We start from the raw sequence: 17190 nt of genomic DNA on the forward strand, positions 1-17190 counted from the left end.
GCCTGCTGATGCCCAGAACCCAGTGATTCCCGGACCCGCGCCGAAGACTGCCGAGCCTTGCGCTCAAGCACAGTCAGCGCTGGCCCGCGATCAGGAGCCAGCCGGAATGCGCACAAGCCTTGCCAATGACATCGCACTGGATTTGCCCTCCTCCCACGTCCACGCCAACCTCGATCCCAGCATCGCCCACGGCACCGCTCCCACGGTCGACCTCAGCCCGCGCCTGCACAACCGCGACCTGGCGCCAACCAAGGCCGAAGGCCGGCGCTGGGGTGGCTACAGCATCTTTGCCCTGTGGACCAATGACGTGCACAACATCGCCAATTACTCCTTCGCCATCGGCCTGTACGCCCTGGGCCTGGGCGGCTGGCAGATCCTCCTGTCCCTGGGGATCGGCGCAGCGCTGGTGTACTTCTTCATGAACCTGTCCGGCTACATGGGCCAGAAGACCGGCGTGCCCTTTCCGGTGATCAGCCGTATCAGCTTCGGCATCCATGGCGCGCAGATTCCGGCGCTGATCCGCGCGGTGATCGCCATCGCCTGGTTCGGCATCCAGACCTACCTCGCTTCGGTGGTGTTTCGCGTGTTGCTCACGGCCATCCACCCCGGCTTCGCCGACTACGACCACAACTCGATCCTCGGCCTGTCGAGCCTGGGCTGGGCGTGTTTCGTGGCGATCTGGCTGGTCCAGCTGGCGATCCTCGCCTACGGCATGGAAATGGTCCGGCGCTACGAAGCCTTCGCCGGCCCGGTGATCCTGGTGACCGTTGCCGCCCTCGCCGCCTGGATGTTCACCCAGGCCAACGCCCGCATCGCCTGGTCGATCCACGAGCCACTGAGCGGTGGCGAGATGTGGCGCCAGATCTTCGCCGGCGGTGCGCTGTGGCTGGCGATCTACGGCACGCTGGTGCTCAACTTCTGCGACTTCGCCCGCTCCTCGCCCTGCCGCCGGACCATCAAGATTGGCAATTTCTGGGGGCTGCCGGTGAACATCCTGGTGTTCGCGGCCATCACCGTATTGCTCTGCGGCGCGCAGTTCCAGATCAACGGCAAGATCATCGAAAGCCCGACCGAAATCATCGCCTCGATCCCCAATACATTCTTTCTGGTGCTCGGCTGCCTGGCGTTCCTGATCGTCACCGTGGCGGTGAACATCATGGCCAACTTCGTCGCCCCGGCCTTCGTGCTCAGCAACCTGGCGCCGAAATACCTGACCTTCCGCCGCGCCGGGCTGATCAGCGCGACCCTCGCGGTGCTGATCCTGCCGTGGAACCTCTACAACAGCCCGCTGGTGATCGTCTACTTCCTGTCCGGGCTCGGCGCCCTGCTGGGGCCGCTGTACGGGGTGATCATGGTCGACTACTGGCTGCTGCGCAAAGGCCGAATCAACGTGCCCGAGCTGTACAGCGAGAACCCGCAAGGCGCGTATTTCTACAGCCATGGGGTCAACCTGCGGGCGGTGGCGGCATTCATTCCGTCGGCGCTGATCGCCATCGTCCTGGCCCTGGTGCCGGGGTTTGCCAGCGTCTCGCCCTTCTCCTGGCTGATCGGCGCCGGCATTGCCGGCCTGCTATACCTGATCATCGCCAAACGCCAGCCGCACTATGCGGATGTCAGCGGCGAATCCATCGCAGTCGACAACGTCTGCCACTAACCTTGAACAGCCCGCGTGCGGCGGGCCCCGAATGCCTCACCGATAAGGACAGCCCATGCGAATTCTCGTGGTCAACGTCAACACCACCGACTCCATCACCCAGGCGATCGCCCGCCAGGCCCAGGCCGTGGCCGCCCCCGGCACTGAAATCATCGGCCTGACCCCACACTTCGGCGCCGACTCCATCGAAGGCAACTTCGAAAGCTACCTGGCCGCCATCGCCGTCATGGACCGCGTGCTGTCCTACGACCAACCCTACGACGCGGTGATCCAGGCCGGTTATGGCGAGCACGGCCGCGAAGGCCTGCAGGAGCTGCTCAATGTGCCGGTGGTGGACATCACCGACGCCGGCGCCAGCACCGCGATGTTCCTCGGCCACGCCTACTCGGTGGTGACCACCCTGGATCGCACCGTACCGCTGATCGAGGATCGCCTGAAACTCTCCGGCCTGTACGACCGTTGCGCCTCGGTACGCGCCAGCGGGCTGGCGGTGCTGGAACTTGAAGAAGACCCGGCGCGCGCCGTCGAAGCCATAGTGCGCCAGGCCGAACTGGCGGTCAGCGAAGACAAGGCCGAGGTGATCTGCCTGGGCTGCGGCGGCATGGCCGGCCTGGACGAGCAGATCCGCCAGCGCACCGGCGTGCCGGTGGTGGACGGCGTGACCGCGGCGGTGACCATCGCCGAATCCCTGGTGCGCCTGGGGCTGTCCACCTCCAAAGTACGCACCTACGCCACGCCGCGGCCGAAAACCATCATCGGCTGGCCAGGGCGTTTCGGGCGCTGAGCCATTGCCAGTCGCGAGCAAGCCCGCTCCTGCAGGGACGCGGGTTTGCGCGCACCTTCAGACCGCGCTGAAGCGTTGCTCCAGGCCCAGCACGGCGAACTGCTCGATCACGAAGTCGACGAAGGCTCGGGTCTTGCCCGGCAAGAGTTTGTGCTCGGCGTAGTAGATCGAGATGTTGCCGTCGTCGACGTACCAGTCCGGCAATACCCGCTGCAGGGTACCGGCATTCAGATAACCGACGGCGAACGGCATGCTCACCAGCGCCACCCCCAGGCCCTGGGCGGCGCTGGCGCAGGCCGCTTCCGAATCGCTCATGGTCATCCGCGCCTTCAGGTTCAGCGGGCTTTGCTGCCGGGTGCGGCTGGTCAGGGCCCAGGAACGTATCCGCCCGGTCTGCGGCGAACGAATCAGGATGCCTTCGCAATGCTGCAAGTCCTCGGGCTGCTCGATCGCTGCGCAGCGCGCCAGATACTCAGGCGAGGCCACCAGGATGCGGTGAGCCGGGGTCAGCCGTCGCGCCACCACCCCTTGGGGCAGTTCGAAGCCGCCGCCGATCGCCGCGTCAAAACCCTGGCCGATCAGGTCCACCTGGCGATTATCAAAATGCCAGTCCGGACTGATCTCCGGAAAACGCCGCAGGAACTCGCCGAGCATGGGCACTATGTACAGCCGCCCGAACACCGTGCCCATGCTGACTTTCAGGGTGCCGGCCGGGCGCCCTTCGGCGCTGGCCAGGTTGGCCATGGCGTTCTGGATGGTGTGCAGGCTGGCACTGACCTCGCCGAGAAACAGCTTGCCGGCTTCGGTCAGGGTCAGGCTGCGGGTGCTGCGCTGAAACAGCCTGACCCCGAGCCGGGCCTCGAGCTTGGCCACGCTTTTACCCACCGCGGCGGGGGTCAGGCTCAAGCGCCGCGCGGCCTCGGCAAAGCTGCCGACTTCGGCGCTGCGCACGAAGCATTCGATGCTGCTGAAGGTTTCCATGGCGTCTCACTATAAACTTCTGGTTTACACAGACTATAGCGATTCCTATCTACACAGTACCTAATCCGAGGTCGATACTCGACTCCAACCACAAGGCAGCCCGCCTTGGACTTTTTTGGAGAACGACATGACCACTCAATCCCTCAGCGGCAAAGTAGCCCTGGTTCAAGGCGGTTCCCGCGGCATCGGTGCAGCCATAGTGCAGCGCCTGGCAGCCGAAGGCGCCGCCGTGGCCTTCACCTACGTCAGCTCCTCCGCCAAGGCCCTGGCCTTGCAAGACCGCATCACCCAGGCCGGCGGCAAGGCCCTGGCGATCCTGGCCGACAGCGCCGATGCCGCGGCCATCCGCCAGGCGGTCGACAGCACGGTGGAAACCTTTGGCCGCCTGGACATCCTGGTCAACAATGCCGCCATCCTGGCCGTCGGCCCCTTGGAAGACTTCAAGCTGGAAGACTTCGACCGGACCCTGGCCGTCAACATCCGCAGCGTGTTCGTCGCCACCCAGGAAGCCGCCCGGCACATGGGCGAAGGCTCGCGCATCATCAACATCGGCAGCACCAACGCCGAGCGCATGCCCTTTGCCGGCGGCGGCCCCTATGCCATGAGCAAGTCGGCCCTGGTCGGCCTGACCAAAGGCCTGTCCCGCGACCTCGGTCCACGGGGCATCACCATCAACAATGTGCAGCCCGGCCCGGTCGACACCGACATGAACCCGGCCCACGGCGATTTCGCCGAAAGCCTGATCCCGCTGATGGCCATCGGGCGCTACGGCCACGCGGAAGAAATCGCCAGCTTCGTGGCGTACCTGGCCGGCCCGGAAGCGGGTTACATCACCGGCGCCAGCCTGAGCATCGATGGTGGCTTCAGCGCCTGATTCCTGCACCCATGAAAAACGCCGGGCACCTTCATCAGGTGGCCCGGCGTTTTTTGTAGCCGCTGCCGCAGGCTGCGAACGACGCCACAGGAAGCGGTGCACTTGAGACCGCTGAAGCCCTGGCGGGCTTATCGCAGCCTGCGGCAGCGGCTACAGGTTCAACTCCATTGCAGCAGCGGCAAGCCACAGGCCGCCGGCTGGAACCCCTTCAACGAACGCAGAATGGCATCGGCATGGGCGTACCTGGCGTCCGCCATCGCCGGGTCGGGAATGGCGATCGCGGTCATCCCCGCCGCCTTCGCCGCCGTGACACCAAAGGGCGAATCCTCGAACACCAGGCAATCCTCGGGGGCGACGCCCAGGCGCCGCGCGGCGGTAAGGAAGATGTCCGGCGCCGGCTTGGCCGCTCCCACTTCCGGGTCGTCGGCGGTGACTATGGTGTCGAACAGCGCGAACCAGTCGCCGTGCAAGGTGGTTTTCTGGGCGAAAGACTGACGTGAAGAACTGGTGCCCACGGCGATCGGCACATTATTGGCCTTGAGGTGTTGCACCAGCTCCTGCGCCCCCGGCATCGCCAGCGCGCGCGGAAAACGCTCGCGCATCAGCGGCTCGCGAATCACCAGGAACTCTTCCGGGGTGATCGGCAGGTCCAGGGCCTCGACCACGTAGCGGGCCAGGTCCGCGGCGCCACGGCCGATGATGTTCTGCTTGATCGTCCAATCGAAGGTGCGGCCGTAACGATCGGCGATGAGCTGGGTCACCTCGGTGTAGATGCCTTCGGTGTCCAGCAGCAAACCGTCCATATCGAAAATCACGGCCTTGATCGGGCCCACATCATTCAACTGTGCATTCATCGCATCTGATCCGTTAACAAAAAACATCCCGGGGAGCGGCTCAGGTACGGCCAGTTTTTTGCCCGATTAAAGGGTTCAGCAGCATAGCCGCGGCGGATGACGGGGAGCAACCTCGGGCCAGCATGCGGACAGACAAAAGCCCGGACAGGCCGGGCTCGAGCGTCGACATCGTGAATGAACAAAGCAGGCTAGCGCCCCGCGCGTCCGCTGCCGCCTCCGGGACCGCCGGTGCCACCACCCGCGCTGCCGGTTCCGCCACCGGCACCGCCGCCGCCCATGATGGAACCATTGACACCGGTAGACCCCATGCCTCCGCCCTGACTGGAAGAGCCGCGCGGATTGTCGGCCCGTGAACGGCTGTCCGTGACGCCTACACCATTCCCGCCCAGGGCCCCTGGTCGCAGCATGAGATTGTTGCTGGAACCGCTCTCGAAAGAGCGACCGGAAGTATTGGTTGAAGCCCGTCCGTCAGCGGCTTCTGCCAGGCTGGAGAAGAAGAAAATCGAGACCAGGGCCACCAGCACCAGGCTCAGCAGTTTTGCCCGGCTCATGAGGGGCCTCCCGGGGCGGAGCGACGCTTGCCCCTGGCCACCTTGCGCTGCGGCGCGGATCGAGACAGCTCCTGCTCGGCGTTGGCGTCCGGGAGGATCTGCTCGGGACTCAGCGCATCCGTGGGGGAAGGCAGCGGATATTCAGGAGTGTCATCCCGGTCGAGATGTTTCGGATCATGCTTCATATGCACCTCACACCGGTCATGCCGGCGTGCTGGAAGCAGACTTCACGGGCCCTTTTCCTCCGACTCGCCTGCCTCATCGTCATCGCTCAGTGGGACCAAGGCGTCATCCATCAGCGAACCCGGGTCTTCATTGCCCGGATCGTTGACCAGGGGCACGCCCGAGGAGTCTTCTTCTTTCTTGCCAGCAGTTTCCGAAGCCATGGCAAACCTCGTCGATACAGTGTGTCCATCATTGAATTCGAGGGGCTGGAGCGATATTCGTTCCCATAAAAAAGCCCGGCACAAGGCCGGGCTTTTTTGTGCACTGCAGCTGAATCAGTCGTGCTTGTGCTTGTGTTTATTCTTGTGCTTTCCGCCGCCGGAGTGATGGTCATCGTCACCCATGCTGCTGCCCAAAGCACCACCGGCCGCGCCACCCAGGCCTGCGCCGATGGTCGAGCCCGTTTTGCCGCCCAGCTTGTTGCCAATCACCGAACCGCCGGCCGAACCCAGGCCGCCACCGATGGCCGCTTCGGTCCGGCTGCCTTTACGGGCACCGACCGCACTGCCGGCAGCGCCGCCAATACCCGCGCCCACCGCAGCACCGGTGCTGCCGCCAATCTGTTGTCCAACCACGTTGCCCAGCGCGCCACCCAAACCGCCGCCGACCGCAGCAGTGCCATCACCGGCAGCCATCGCACCTTGAGCAGCCAGAAGCCCCAAAACCAGAGCAGGCAGTGTTAAACGCATGATGTAAACCTCGAAAAAGATGCTGGAGAGTCATTCTATAGCGGTGTCTGACTAAAGCTGAGCGGCGACAGCACAACGCTGTAATCCTTTTAGTCAAAGTGTTGGACCGTTTTTGCGCAAAGAGTTTTCACCCAGGCAAAAAAAAGCCCGCTGGGGAGACGGGCTAATAGGATTTGCTTTAACGGATGAGTCGAGCCTACGCACTCACTTGTGAAGAAATTGTGAAAACAACGCCTCTCACAAATAAACGGGATGAGGGCATGTTTCCATCCCCTCTTCCAGCTGAAGCAGACTCATGCACGAAGAACCGGCGCCACTGAAGAACGCCCCGGGGAATGCAGGCTGCCAATGGCATGGGGTTCCGCGCGAGGTGTCAAGCAAATTGCCTTGTTCAGGAGTTCCAGCGACAGGCTTACTGAATGCTACGGATGCTGCCTTTGTTGCCTTTGACAGTGACCGATACCTTCTTGAAGACGAAGTAGTTTTCTTCGCTGACTTCATAACGTGGCGCAACGATCAGGTCGGCACCGGAAGCCTTGACGGCCTTGTAGGCTGCGGCCGACTTCACCGCACTGACCGGGTCCAACATGCCCAGGCCACCACCGGTGTCGCCACCGTAGGTCACGCCATCGGCGAACTGGTTGTCACCACCGAACTTGAGCACGCCGAACAGAATGTTCACCGAGGATTGCCCCGAGATGGCTTCGCCTACCGCAACGTCTGCCTTGAGGTCAGCCTTGACCTGGCTGTCGATCGGGGCGGCGGGCTGGCTGATGTTGTAGCTAGTGCAACCGCTGGCAGCAATTAGGGTCGACAGGGCAATGAATTTGAAAGCCTTCTTCACTGGTTCTATTTCCTTATACCTGATCAAAAACAGTATCCGACGGGATGTCGGCCCCCACACGAAATGTGAGGGAGCGGACCTTAGCGTCGTGGGAAAACCAGGAATATGGGACCTATCTCAAAGCCTTCTGGATAGTTCTGAAACAATCAATTTCGAGACTTTCAGATCGAAAAAACCCCGCTGCGAGGCGGGGTTTCATGCTGCAAGTCAGCGCCTCGTCGTGGGCGCCACTTTTGGGAAAAACTTTGTCTGAGTCACCTTGGGTAATGCACTGGATCTGGTCTTGCCTGCCACCGACGCCTTCACCGGAGGCTCACTGTCAAACGCTGCCTGACCGCAGCGCACCAGGTTGTTGATTGGGAACTCATCCCCGTTGTCCTCGATAAAAGGATCGCTCATCTCCCTGCTCCCTCCAACAACCGGACGATATCGGCAAACACCTGATTGCCTAGAAAATATCGGCCGTCACGGCGTTTCAGACTAGACGGTCATTTAAGGACCTGCAGTTCACAAGAGAAAAGACCGACGAATGGACCAAGCGGAAATTCTTCGTCCAAGGGTGTAGATCGTCGCTGAAAAAGGAGCTGATGGCCTGCATCAGCTCCTTTTCCGGCTGCGTTTCGCCTAGACCTTACGAGCGTAGTTGCTGGCCCCGAACCAGTCGACCACCACCACGGTTTCATCCCCCACCACCCAGGCGTCATGACCTTTAGGCAGGGAGGTGATATCGCCCGGTCCGGCGATGATTTCGGTGCCGTCATCCATCAGGATCGCCAGTCTGCCGGCCACGTGATACTGAAAGTGCGGCGCCTGGCAACTCGGCGTCTGCGCCAGCGGCCGGATATCGTTCGACCAGCGCCAGCCCGGCTTGAAAGTGAAGCGCCCCACTTCGCAATGACCGATCTTCAGGATCTCTGCCTTGCCATTGGAAAACTCGCGGGTCTCATCCGGCTCGGAGAAGGATTTATGCTCGGTGACCTGTTCGTGCGTGGACATGATCGTGCCCTCGATTGAGTAGCTGCAAAGCCTGCCGGCGCCGGCAACATCGCCCGCGCCTGCAGACCGCCAGCATCGCCCCACTCGATGCGCATGACCATTCTAGACCTGAAAACGTGGGGCGCCCGCAACAAACGCTAAACGTAAGGTTGCCCGCCAAAGCCCCGAGGCAGACGCTGCAAGCCGGCCATGGCCGTCAGCCGTTGGGTCCAGGCTGCACGCCAATCCCTTGCCGTGTGCGCAGCCTTCGCTTTACGCGCCGCTCGACGTGCTGTATTGCGCTGATTCTTACGGGCTTCCTTGAACACCTCGGTATTGCGGCAACTGCGGCATTTGACCCGCGCCGGCTCGGTGCTGGACATAAGATTGGAACCCTTGTGGCCGCAGGCCAGATGCCCGGCGACCTTGAAGTGAATGACCATTGCGCGTCTCCTCGTAGCCAGTACGGGGCACAGAAAACCGCACGCTGATGCCCGCCTGATATCGGCGGAAAACCTCACCCTCAAGGTGACCGGACCGCCAGGCTTCGCAGGGGTAACAAAGCCAAAGACAACTCAGGTATCCAGCGTGATCGATACCTCGCTGGAGCAGCCTTGGCTGTTGCGAACTCGTAATGATTTTGACCGTTGCGGGGAAACGGCGTTCAGCAAAGAAGCCGCTCGCCAACGGCTGCGACAAGCAGCCCCCAGAAAGCACAAAACCCCTGACTTCTCGAGGAAATCAGGGGTTTTGCGTAGATCGAATATGGCGGTTGAGGAGGGATTCGAACCCTCGATACAGTTTCCTGTATACACACTTTCCAGGCGTGCTCCTTAAGCCACTCGGACACCCAACCGTGTCTCGTCAAACCGATTCAGTCTGTCGAGGCGCGCTAATGTAGTCGAAAGCTTTTCTTATGGCAAAGGTTTTTTTCAGAATTTTCATGCGCTTAAGACATTTCTTCGGATTCCTGCGCTGCGCTGACATCTGCGCCATGGCAAACCGGCCAATCTCTGGCCTGGCTGGCAGCTATATAGAAGGGCCGATACGCGCCCCAAGTGGCCGGCTACGCTTGTCAGGCCAGAAAGGGCTGACTCACCAGTCAGTCACAGCGCTTTACCTGACCTGTGACCGTGGGTAACGTCTGCCCCCACTTCAATACAAGGAATTGCGTCATGAGTGAGTTGATTTCTTACCACCTCGAAGACGGTATCGCGACCCTGACCTTGAGCAATGGCAAGGTCAATGCCATTTCCCCGGACGTGATTGCCGCCTTCAATGCCGCGCTGGATCAGGCAGTCACCGATCGCGCCGTAGTGATCATCACCGGGCAGCCCGGCATTCTGTCGGGCGGCTACGATCTGAAGGTGATGACTGCCGGCCCTAAAGAAGCCGTGAGCCTGGTGACCTCGGGTTCGACCCTGGCCCGCCGCCTGCTGTCGCACCCCTTCCCCGTCATCGTCGCCTGCCCTGGCCACGCCGTGGCCAAGGGCGCGTTCCTGCTGCTGTCCGCGGACTACCGCATCGGCGTCGAAGGCCCGTTCAGCATCGGCCTGAACGAAGTGCAGATCGGCATGACCATGCACCACGCCGGCATCGAGCTGGCCCGTGACCGTCTGCGCAAATCCGCGCTGCACCGCTCGGTGATCAATGGCGAGATGTTCGACCCGCAAGGCGCGGTGGATGCCGGCTTCCTCGACAAGGTGGTGAGCGCCGAGGAACTGCAAGGCGCTGCCCTGGCCGCCGCGCACCAGCTGAAGAAGATCAACATGACCGCCCACAAGAACACCAAGCTGAAAGTGCGCAAGGCGCTGCTGGAAGCCCTGGACAACGCGATCATCCTCGATCAGGAACACCTGGGCTAAGCCTGATCCCGCTGCCCACCAGCCCGGCCCCTGCGCCGGGCTTTTTTATGCCCGCAGCGCGAGAAAGACCGGCGCGATGCTCTAGCCCGCCACTGAGCAAAGAGTCGGAAACATGCGCTTAAACATCGGCCATCTTCCCCTTCTATACAGGTAATTGCCGAAAACAGTGCACATCCGTACACTGCGCCACCTTTTGTCCCCGGTGGGCCTGTAGATGCTGTATCTGTTTCGTATGTTATTGATGGGCCTGCATTTTGTTGCAGCGGGGATTCTCGGCGTGGTGCTGGGGCTGTGCCGCCCGTTCAACCCGGATAACAGCCGCCTGTGCGCACGCCTGTATGCCTTGCCCGCCATGTGCATCCTGCGCCTGCGGGTCAAGGCCGAAGTCGGGCCGCTGATGGACAAGCCCGCGAGCTGCGTGATCATCGCCAACCACCAGTCCAACTACGACCTGTTCGTGTTCGGCAACGTGGTGCCCCACCGCACCGTATGCATCGGCAAAAAAAGCCTGAAATGGGTGCCACTGTTCGGCCAGCTGTTCTGGCTGGCGGGCAATGTGCTGATCGACCGCGGCAACGCGCACAAGGCGCGTCGCTCGATGCTGACCACCACCCACACCCTGCAACACAAGGACACCTCGATCTGGGTGTTCCCGGAAGGCACCCGCAACCTCGGCGAAGACCTGCTGCCGTTCAAGAAAGGCGCCTTCCAGATGGCCATCGCCGCCGGCGTGCCGATCGTCCCGGTGTGCGCCAGCAGCTACATCCGCCACATGCGTCTCAACCGCTGGCACAGCGGCAAGATCCTGATCCGCTCGCTGCCGGCGATTCCCACCGCCGGGCTGAGCCTGGACGACATGCCGAGGCTGATCGAGCAGTGTCGCGAACAGATGCGCGAGTGCATCGAGTCAATGGACCGCCAGCTACAGGCCGTCTGAAAACAGCCCGCCGCGTGCGGGCTTTTTTATTGCCGGCGAACTCCGCCCAGCAGGCTGACTCTGATCAGTCATGAGGCTAAGCTGCACGGAGTCTCACTCCTCATTTCGATAAGAAGAAGCGAACAGGAACCATGGGTAGAGTTGTTGCCGCCGCAGTCTACAGCGCGGGTAAAAGAGTCACGGACATCACCCTTGACGAAGGTGCGGCCTGGGCCGCCAAACCCGGGCACTTCGTCTGGATCGGCCTCGAAGAACCCAACGCCCAGGAACTGGCCAATCTGCAACGCCAGTTCAACCTGCACGAACTGGCCATCGAGGACGCCCTGGAAAAACACAGCCGGCCGAAACTCGAAACCTTCGGCGACGCGCTGTTTATCGTCACCTACTCGCCGGTGCGCGAAAACGGCAAGCTGGAGTTCATCGAGACCCACATCTTTGCCGGCAAGGGCTACATCATCACTGCCCGCAACGGTCACTCCAAATCCTATGCGTTCGTCCGCCAGCGCTGCGAGGCACGACCCTTGCTGCTGGAGCACGGCGAAGACTTCGTGCTCTACGCGCTGCTGGATTTCGTCACCGAAAACTACCAGCCGGTCAGCGAGGCGATCCATGCCGAGATCGATGCGCTGGAGCACAGTGTGCTGTGCAGCTCCCTCAACGAGCGGGATATCCAGCACCTCCACAGCCTGCGCCGCGATGTGTTGCGCCTGCGGCGCCACGTAGCGCCGATGGTGGAGATCAGCGAAGAGCTGCAGAAACTCAGCTTCCCCTTTATCGACAAGAACATGCGCCCGTACTTTCGCGACGTGCAGATCCACGTCACCCGGCAGATGGAAGACCTGGCGACCTTGCGCGACATCGCCAGCCAGACCATCGAGATCGGCGTGCTGCTGGAGGCCTCGCGACAAAGCGTGGTGCAACGCAAGTTTGCCGCCTGGGCGGCGATCCTGGCGTTCCCGACGGCGGTAGCGGGGATCTACGGAATGAACTTCGACAACATGCCCGAACTGAAGATGCACTACGGCTACTTCGGCGTGCTGGCGTTTCTGGTGCTGGGTTGTACGGGGCTGTGGGCGAGCTTCAAGCGCTCGGGGTGGCTGTGAATCAAGTAAGCAATCACTGTAGAACGATAAGCTGGTGCTGGGCGCAATGAGCCCAGCCCAGCTCATGTCCAGCATCAGGAAAACATGAACTGGGCATATCGCTTTATCTTTTTTGCGGGACGACCAAATGCCATGCCTTCATTTTGCAAATGTACGGCAGCTACACTTTTCAAGTGTATTCAATAATTCCAAGTTGCCTGGCCATGAACAATTCATTGCGCTCTACAATCTCTTCAACGATCTTGCCTGAATCATTGAAGCGAAAGTAAGTCAATGCCGTCCAGGTTACATCCTTACCTTGCACATCGAAACCGTGCCATGTGTTCGACCCTCGCGCATGATGTGTCAGATGAACAACGACCACATCATCAGCGATAACCTCTTTGCTAAATGTGGTGGTGATTGACTCATATCGCTCCAGCACATTTTCACGCAAGGCACGCTTGAAGTTGCTAACGCCACGAATGGGGGCATCGCAGTCGGGCCTACGTACAATGACATCGGCATCGAAGTACTCAAGTACTCGTTCTGCATCTTTGCCATCTACGCAATATTGAAAATAATTTTTTACGACTTCCAGGTTTCTAGCGCTCACTTGGAAATTCCTCTCATGGTTAAAAGCCATAAATATTCCCTAATTGAGCAAAGTGCCGAGAAGTACTTGTGATCAAGGCATAAATCACGCGTACAACATCGCATCAAAGTGTCAACCAAGGCAGAACAATCATGTCCGAACTGATTCTATGGAGGGTTTTGCTATCCGTAAATTCACATTATATTTAGTGTGATATCAGAAATCGGAATACCAAATGAAACTCGACAGGCTTGAACGATGGGCGACGGTAAGGCATTTCCGCTTAGCGATTGCACTGGTTGAGTACGGCAGCATCTTGCATGCGGCGCGCGCACTTCACCTTTCGCAACCCACGGCCACCAAGCTGCTGCAGGATCTGGAGGAAGCGATTGGTGCCCCGCTCTTCATCCGGGGCCGCCGAGGCGTGACGCCTACAGAACTTGGACAAGCCTTTGTCGATCGTAGCCGGATGGTCCTCGCCCAGATCGACCATGTTTCGCATGCAATTGACGCTCTGGGCAGAGGGTATGCCGGGCGGGTCGCTATAGGTTGTGTGCTCACAGGATCGAGTTACCTCGTACCCGCGGCGATCGCGCGGCTCAGGTCATCCCGCCCTGACATCCGGATCAAAATTGTTGATGGGGTGAGTGCTGAGCTCATCCCTCGGCTCATATCAGGCGAACTTGATTTCCTGATTGGAAGGCTGTCCGACGTTAGTACAAGCGCGGTTGTGGCTCAGGAGGCTCTATTCAGCGAGAACGCCATTATTGTTGCGAGGCGGGATCACCCACTCGCTCAGCAGCCCAACGTCAAGCTTGAACAACTCGCTCGCGAGGCGTGGCTGCTCCCACATACGGAAACAACCTTGCGCAAGCAATTCGATAATATTTTTTACCGGGAAAATATCGATCCACCACATGCCACCATCGAAACGGTGTCCATGTTTAATATTCTTTGGTTACTCAGGCAGACGGATCTTCTTGGCATTTTGCCGCAGTCGGTGGCGTTTGATCCGGCATACCGCACCGAGATTGTTCGTCTGCCCGCTTTCGAACCACTGGTATTGGAGCAAATCGGCGTCTCTCGACTTTCCGGCGTCGGATTATCCCCGACCGCCTCCGCCCTGGTGGAGGCCCTAAGAGAGATCATGCGCAGTACTTCGGAAGTTTTAGCTGGTTTGCAGGGCCTCAACCCTCAAGATTGAAAGCGCGCCCCAGACCCGCAACGAAGCAGCTCGCTCACAAGGGCTTTGAAGCCCTTGTAGAAGCGAGTCAGCTCGCGATGTTGCTATGGATTCAGACCGACCCGGCCTGCGGCTTGTGCGCCACAAAACGCATCATCCACTCGGCAACGGTGCTGCCGTGATGGTCCCGCTCCAGGCTGGCGATGCCCTTTTGATAGACCTGTTCGCCCAGGTGCTGCTGGCGCAGGTCCAGCAAGGCCCGCGAATAATCGTGGATGAACTCCGGGTGGCCCTGGAAGCACAGTACCTGGTCATTGATGTGATAGGCGGCGAATGGGCAGAAATCGCTCGAAGCAATGACCGTGGCGTTTTCCGGCAAGGCGGTCACCTGGTCCTGGTGGCTGATCAGCAGCGTCAACTCTTCCACCACCGGGCTCATCCACGGCGCCTTGGCTGCCAGTTTGTAGTTGTGGGTACCCACGCCCCAGCCCTGGGTCGCGCGTTCGCTCTTGCCGCCCAGCAGCAACGCCAGCAACTGATGGCCAAAGCAGATACCCAGCAGTTTATCGCCGCGCTTATAACGCTCCAGCAGGTAGGTCTTGAGGGTCTGAATCCAGGGGTCGGTACCGAAGGAGTCGGCCTTGCTTCCCGTGACCAGATAAGCGTCGAAGCTCAGGTCGTCGCTCGGGTAGTGGCCCTGCATCACGTTGTAGACGGTAAATTCGGCAGCGATCGGCTGCTGTGAAAACAGGCGCTGAAACATCTGCCCGTAACCCTGATATTGATCGACCAGTTCTGGACGCAGGATGTCGGTTTCCAGAATGCAGATGCGTAGCGACATAAAAAATACCTGACACGATGATGGGAATAATGAACACCCCAGAGCCTGCCTTGAAACGCCCGACCAAGGCAAGCCCCGCGATGCATCACTGTGTTCCCTTCAGTCTCAGAACAACTGGCCCTTGGCGGCTTTCTCCAGCAGCAGCGCCGGCGGCGTGAAACGCTCGCCATATTGCTCGGCCAGGTACTGGGCACGGGCAATAAAGTCCTTCAGGCCGTACTGGTTGATGAACTGCAAGGCCCCGCCGGTCCAGGCCGCGAAGCCAATACCGAAGATCGAACCGATGTTGGCATCGGCCGTCGAGCGCAACACACCCTCCTCCACACAACGCACGGTTTCGATGGCCTGCACGAACAACAGGCGATCGCGCACGTCCTGCGGCGAAATCTGCCCGTCGGCTTTCTCGAAGCGGGTCTTCAACTGCGGCCACAGGTGTTTCTGCCCCCCGGCCGGATAGTCGTAGAAACCGCCGCCCGCCGCCTTGCCTGGGCGCTTGTATTCATCGAGCAGCAAGTCGATCACGGCAAAGGCCGGATGCTCCACCAGCGGCTTGCCTTCGGCCTGCAGATCCTTGGCGGTCTGTTGGCGGATATGGCTCAGCAGGCTCAGGGAAACCTCGTCGCAGATCGCCAGCGGGCCGATCGGCATCCCCGCCTTGCGCGCCTCGGTTTCGATCATCGGCGCGGCCACACCCTCGCCGAGCATGGCGATGCCTTCGTTGGTGAAGGTGCCGAACACCCGCGAAGTGAAAAAGCCGCGGCTGTCGTTGACCACGATCGGGGTCTTCTTGATCTGCTGGACGAAGTCGAAACCCCGCGCCAGGGTTTCATCGCTGGTCTGCTCGCCCTTGATGATTTCCACCAGGGGCATTTTTTCCACTGGGCTGAAGAAATGCAGACCGATGAACTTGCCTTGATCCGGCACCGCCTTGGCCAGGCCGCTGATGGGCAAGGTCGAGGTGTTGGACGCGATCACCGCCTGCGCCCCTACCACTTGCTGCGCCGCCGCCGAGACCCTGGCCTTGAGCTCGCGATCCTCGAACACCGCCTCGATGATCAGGTCGCAACCGGCCAGGTCTGCGTCCTGCTCGGCGGTGCGGATCCGCGCCAGCGTGGCGTCACGCTGCTCGGCGCTCAACTGGCCACGGGCGACCTTTTTCTCCAGCAGCGCCGCCGAATGGGCCTTGCCCTTCTCGGCCGCCGCCAGGCTGATGTCCTTGAGCACCACCTCGATACCGGCCACAGCGCTGACATAAGCGATCCCGGCGCCCATCATCCCGGCACCGAGTACCCCGACCTTCCTGGTCACATAGGGCGCAAAGCCTTGGGGACGGGAGCCACCGGCATTGATCTCGTTGAGCTGGAACCAGAAGGTGCCGATCATGTTTTTCGCCACCTGGCCGGTGGTCAGCTCGGTGAAATAGCGGGTTTCGATCAACTGCGCGGTATCGAAATCGACCTGAGCGCCCTCCACTGCTGCACAGAGAATCTTCTCCGGTGCCGGCAGGCAGCCCTGGGTCTTACTGCGCAGGATCGATGGCGCGATAGCCAGCATCTGTGCGACTTTCGGGTGCGACGGCGTGCCCCCGGGGATCTGGTAGCCGGTCGCGTCCCAGCGCTGCTTGACCGCCGGATTGGCGACAATCCACGCCCTGGCCTTGGCCAGCAGGTCATCGCGGTCGCTGGCCACTTGGTCGATCAGGCCGGCTTGCAGCGCCTGCTGCGGCCGCACCTTCTTGCCTTCCAGCAGATACGGCAGGGCTTTTTCCAGCCCCAGCAAACGCACCATGCGCACCACCCCGCCACCGCCCGGCAGCAGGCCGAGGGTCACTTCCGGCAGGCCGACCTGCAGCGACGGGTCGTCCAGCGCCACCCGGTGATGGCAGGCCAGGCAGATCTCCCAGCCGCCGCCCAGGGCCGCGCCGTTGATCGCCGCTACCACGGGCTTGCCCAGGGTCTCCAGGGCCCGCAGCTGGCCCTTGAGGGTCAGCACCATGTCATAGAAGGCCTGGGCTTCGGCCTTGCCGACCTTGATCAACTCATTGAGGTCGCCGCCGGCGAAGAAGGTCTTTTTCGCCGAAGTGACGATCACCCCGGCAATCGATTCCTGCTCGGCTTGCAGGCGGGCCACGCAGGCGGCCATGGCCTCGCGGTACACCGCGTTCATGGTGTTGGCGCTCTGGCCCGGCATGTCGATGGTCAGAACGACGATCTGGTCCTGGCCCTTGTCGTAACGGATGGCTTCGGTCATGAAAGT

19 protein-coding genes and 1 tRNA gene are annotated in these 17190 nt (G+C 61.0%); 7 read left to right on the top strand and 13 right to left on the bottom strand.

Annotation, left to right across the window (positions count from 1 at the left end; translation table 11 throughout):
- The first annotated feature begins 106 nt into the window (after positions 1–106).
- Together J4D52_RS11790 and J4D52_RS11795 are read left to right on the top strand one after the other, a co-directional pair.
- Positions 107–1654 (top strand): NCS1 family nucleobase:cation symporter-1, encoded by a 1548-nt coding sequence (locus J4D52_RS11790; RefSeq protein ID WP_102676823.1) that lies wholly within the window; start codon positions 107–109, stop codon positions 1652–1654.
- 55 nt (positions 1655–1709) lie between these two features.
- Positions 1710–2438, top strand: a complete 729-nt coding sequence (locus tag J4D52_RS11795; RefSeq protein ID WP_007930633.1) for an aspartate/glutamate racemase family protein — start codon at positions 1710–1712, stop codon at positions 2436–2438.
- Positions 2439–2495: 57 nt separating this feature from the next.
- Here J4D52_RS11795 and J4D52_RS11800 read toward each other — a convergent pair whose 3' ends face one another.
- Entirely contained in the window at positions 2496–3419 is a 924-nt protein-coding gene (locus J4D52_RS11800) for a LysR family transcriptional regulator (protein ID WP_102676824.1), read from the bottom strand.
- Positions 3420–3546: 127 nt separating this feature from the next.
- Between J4D52_RS11800 and J4D52_RS11805 the strand changes: the two genes are divergently transcribed.
- The gene (locus J4D52_RS11805) at positions 3547–4293 is read left to right on the top strand and encodes a 3-oxoacyl-ACP reductase family protein (RefSeq protein WP_102676825.1); all 747 of its coding nucleotides are present in this window, start codon (positions 3547–3549) and stop codon (positions 4291–4293) included.
- A gap of 158 nt (positions 4294–4451) precedes the next feature.
- On the opposite strand, the gene J4D52_RS11810 is transcribed toward J4D52_RS11805, so the two are convergent.
- From J4D52_RS11810 to J4D52_RS11850, 9 genes are all read right to left on the bottom strand, one after another.
- Positions 4452–5147, bottom strand: a complete 696-nt coding sequence (locus J4D52_RS11810) for an HAD-IA family hydrolase (RefSeq protein WP_102676826.1) — start codon at positions 5145–5147, stop codon at positions 4452–4454.
- A gap of 188 nt (positions 5148–5335) precedes the next feature.
- Positions 5336–5698: a hypothetical protein gene (locus J4D52_RS11815; protein WP_102676827.1), complete on the bottom strand. Its 363-nt coding sequence runs from the start codon at positions 5696–5698 to the stop codon at positions 5336–5338.
- Between the two features lie 227 nt (positions 5699–5925).
- Positions 5926–6084 carry a hypothetical protein gene (locus J4D52_RS11820; RefSeq protein ID WP_164486252.1) on the bottom strand — a complete coding sequence of 53 codons (159 nt, stop codon included), beginning with the start codon at positions 6082–6084 and terminating at the stop codon, positions 5926–5928.
- Between the two features lie 114 nt (positions 6085–6198).
- Entirely contained in the window at positions 6199–6612 is a 414-nt protein-coding gene (locus tag J4D52_RS11825; protein WP_025804300.1) for a hypothetical protein, read from the bottom strand.
- A 412-nt stretch (positions 6613–7024) separates the two neighbouring features.
- Positions 7025–7456, bottom strand: coding sequence for a hypothetical protein (locus J4D52_RS11830; RefSeq protein ID WP_025804301.1), 432 nt, complete (start codon positions 7454–7456; stop codon positions 7025–7027).
- Positions 7457–7663: 207 nt separating this feature from the next.
- A complete protein-coding gene (locus J4D52_RS11835) occupies positions 7664–7855 on the bottom strand; it encodes a hypothetical protein (protein WP_025804302.1) in 192 nt (63 codons plus the stop codon).
- Between the two features lie 225 nt (positions 7856–8080).
- Positions 8081–8452, bottom strand: a complete 372-nt coding sequence (locus tag J4D52_RS11840) for a cupin domain-containing protein (protein ID WP_025804303.1) — start codon at positions 8450–8452, stop codon at positions 8081–8083.
- Between the two features lie 137 nt (positions 8453–8589).
- The gene (locus tag J4D52_RS11845; protein WP_102676829.1) at positions 8590–8874 is read right to left on the bottom strand and encodes a hypothetical protein; all 285 of its coding nucleotides are present in this window, start codon (positions 8872–8874) and stop codon (positions 8590–8592) included.
- 323 nt (positions 8875–9197) lie between these two features.
- Positions 9198–9287: transfer RNA gene (locus J4D52_RS11850), tRNA-Ser, on the bottom strand.
- Positions 9288–9606: 319 nt separating this feature from the next.
- Here J4D52_RS11850 and J4D52_RS11855 point away from each other — a divergent pair.
- From J4D52_RS11855 to J4D52_RS11865, 3 genes are all read left to right on the top strand, one after another.
- Positions 9607–10296 carry a crotonase/enoyl-CoA hydratase family protein gene (locus tag J4D52_RS11855; protein ID WP_102676830.1) on the top strand — a complete coding sequence of 230 codons (690 nt, stop codon included), beginning with the start codon at positions 9607–9609 and terminating at the stop codon, positions 10294–10296.
- A 214-nt stretch (positions 10297–10510) separates the two neighbouring features.
- Positions 10511–11233, top strand: a complete 723-nt coding sequence (locus J4D52_RS11860; RefSeq protein ID WP_102676831.1) for a 1-acylglycerol-3-phosphate O-acyltransferase — start codon at positions 10511–10513, stop codon at positions 11231–11233.
- Between the two features lie 131 nt (positions 11234–11364).
- Complete coding sequence (locus J4D52_RS11865) at positions 11365–12336, top strand: magnesium and cobalt transport protein CorA (RefSeq protein ID WP_025804307.1); 972 nt, start codon at positions 11365–11367, stop codon at positions 12334–12336.
- A 169-nt stretch (positions 12337–12505) separates the two neighbouring features.
- On the opposite strand, the gene J4D52_RS11870 is transcribed toward J4D52_RS11865, so the two are convergent.
- A complete protein-coding gene (locus tag J4D52_RS11870; RefSeq protein ID WP_196762709.1) occupies positions 12506–12961 on the bottom strand; it encodes an ester cyclase in 456 nt (151 codons plus the stop codon).
- Between the two features lie 184 nt (positions 12962–13145).
- Here J4D52_RS11870 and J4D52_RS11875 point away from each other — a divergent pair, with 184 nt between their 5' ends.
- Positions 13146–14114, top strand: a complete 969-nt coding sequence (locus J4D52_RS11875) for a LysR substrate-binding domain-containing protein (RefSeq protein ID WP_102676832.1) — start codon at positions 13146–13148, stop codon at positions 14112–14114.
- A 91-nt stretch (positions 14115–14205) separates the two neighbouring features.
- On the opposite strand, the gene J4D52_RS11880 is transcribed toward J4D52_RS11875, so the two are convergent.
- Entirely contained in the window at positions 14206–14934 is a 729-nt protein-coding gene (locus tag J4D52_RS11880; RefSeq protein WP_063429174.1) for an amidotransferase, read from the bottom strand.
- A gap of 105 nt (positions 14935–15039) precedes the next feature.
- The gene (locus J4D52_RS11885) at positions 15040–17184 is read right to left on the bottom strand and encodes a 3-hydroxyacyl-CoA dehydrogenase NAD-binding domain-containing protein (protein WP_025804311.1); all 2145 of its coding nucleotides are present in this window, start codon (positions 17182–17184) and stop codon (positions 15040–15042) included.
- Between the last annotated feature and the right edge of the window lie 6 nt (positions 17185–17190).

This window comes from Pseudomonas sp. GW460-12-10-14-TSB1 (assembly GCF_017349775.1).
Taxonomy (GTDB): domain Bacteria; phylum Pseudomonadota; class Gammaproteobacteria; order Pseudomonadales; family Pseudomonadaceae; genus Aquipseudomonas; species Aquipseudomonas piscium.

What these genes read in the sequence shown, in the direction of transcription:
- J4D52_RS11875 (WP_102676832.1), top strand. Translation starts at nt 13,146, where the DNA reads ATGAAACTCGACAGGCTTGAACGATGGGCGACGGTAAGGCATTTCCGC.
- J4D52_RS11885 (WP_025804311.1), bottom strand. Translation starts at nt 17,184, where the DNA reads ATGACCGAAGCCATCCGTTACGACAAGGGCCAGGACCAGATCGTCGTT.
- J4D52_RS11815 (WP_102676827.1), bottom strand. Translation starts at nt 5,698, where the DNA reads ATGAGCCGGGCAAAACTGCTGAGCCTGGTGCTGGTGGCCCTGGTCTCG.
- J4D52_RS11845 (WP_102676829.1), bottom strand. Translation starts at nt 8,874, where the DNA reads ATGGTCATTCACTTCAAGGTCGCCGGGCATCTGGCCTGCGGCCACAAG.
- J4D52_RS11870 (WP_196762709.1), bottom strand. Translation starts at nt 12,961, where the DNA reads ATGGCTTTTAACCATGAGAGGAATTTCCAAGTGAGCGCTAGAAACCTG.
- J4D52_RS11835 (WP_025804302.1), bottom strand. Translation starts at nt 7,855, where the DNA reads ATGAGCGATCCTTTTATCGAGGACAACGGGGATGAGTTCCCAATCAAC.
- J4D52_RS11860 (WP_102676831.1), top strand. Translation starts at nt 10,511, where the DNA reads ATGCTGTATCTGTTTCGTATGTTATTGATGGGCCTGCATTTTGTTGCA.
- J4D52_RS11855 (WP_102676830.1), top strand. Translation starts at nt 9,607, where the DNA reads ATGAGTGAGTTGATTTCTTACCACCTCGAAGACGGTATCGCGACCCTG.
- J4D52_RS11880 (WP_063429174.1), bottom strand. Translation starts at nt 14,934, where the DNA reads ATGTCGCTACGCATCTGCATTCTGGAAACCGACATCCTGCGTCCAGAA.
- J4D52_RS11790 (WP_102676823.1), top strand. Translation starts at nt 107, where the DNA reads ATGCGCACAAGCCTTGCCAATGACATCGCACTGGATTTGCCCTCCTCC.
- J4D52_RS11865 (WP_025804307.1), top strand. Translation starts at nt 11,365, where the DNA reads ATGGGTAGAGTTGTTGCCGCCGCAGTCTACAGCGCGGGTAAAAGAGTC.
- J4D52_RS11800 (WP_102676824.1), bottom strand. Translation starts at nt 3,419, where the DNA reads ATGGAAACCTTCAGCAGCATCGAATGCTTCGTGCGCAGCGCCGAAGTC.
- J4D52_RS11810 (WP_102676826.1), bottom strand. Translation starts at nt 5,147, where the DNA reads ATGAATGCACAGTTGAATGATGTGGGCCCGATCAAGGCCGTGATTTTC.
- J4D52_RS11805 (WP_102676825.1), top strand. Translation starts at nt 3,547, where the DNA reads ATGACCACTCAATCCCTCAGCGGCAAAGTAGCCCTGGTTCAAGGCGGT.
- J4D52_RS11825 (WP_025804300.1), bottom strand. Translation starts at nt 6,612, where the DNA reads ATGCGTTTAACACTGCCTGCTCTGGTTTTGGGGCTTCTGGCTGCTCAA.
- J4D52_RS11840 (WP_025804303.1), bottom strand. Translation starts at nt 8,452, where the DNA reads ATGTCCACGCACGAACAGGTCACCGAGCATAAATCCTTCTCCGAGCCG.
- J4D52_RS11820 (WP_164486252.1), bottom strand. Translation starts at nt 6,084, where the DNA reads ATGGCTTCGGAAACTGCTGGCAAGAAAGAAGAAGACTCCTCGGGCGTG.
- J4D52_RS11795 (WP_007930633.1), top strand. Translation starts at nt 1,710, where the DNA reads ATGCGAATTCTCGTGGTCAACGTCAACACCACCGACTCCATCACCCAG.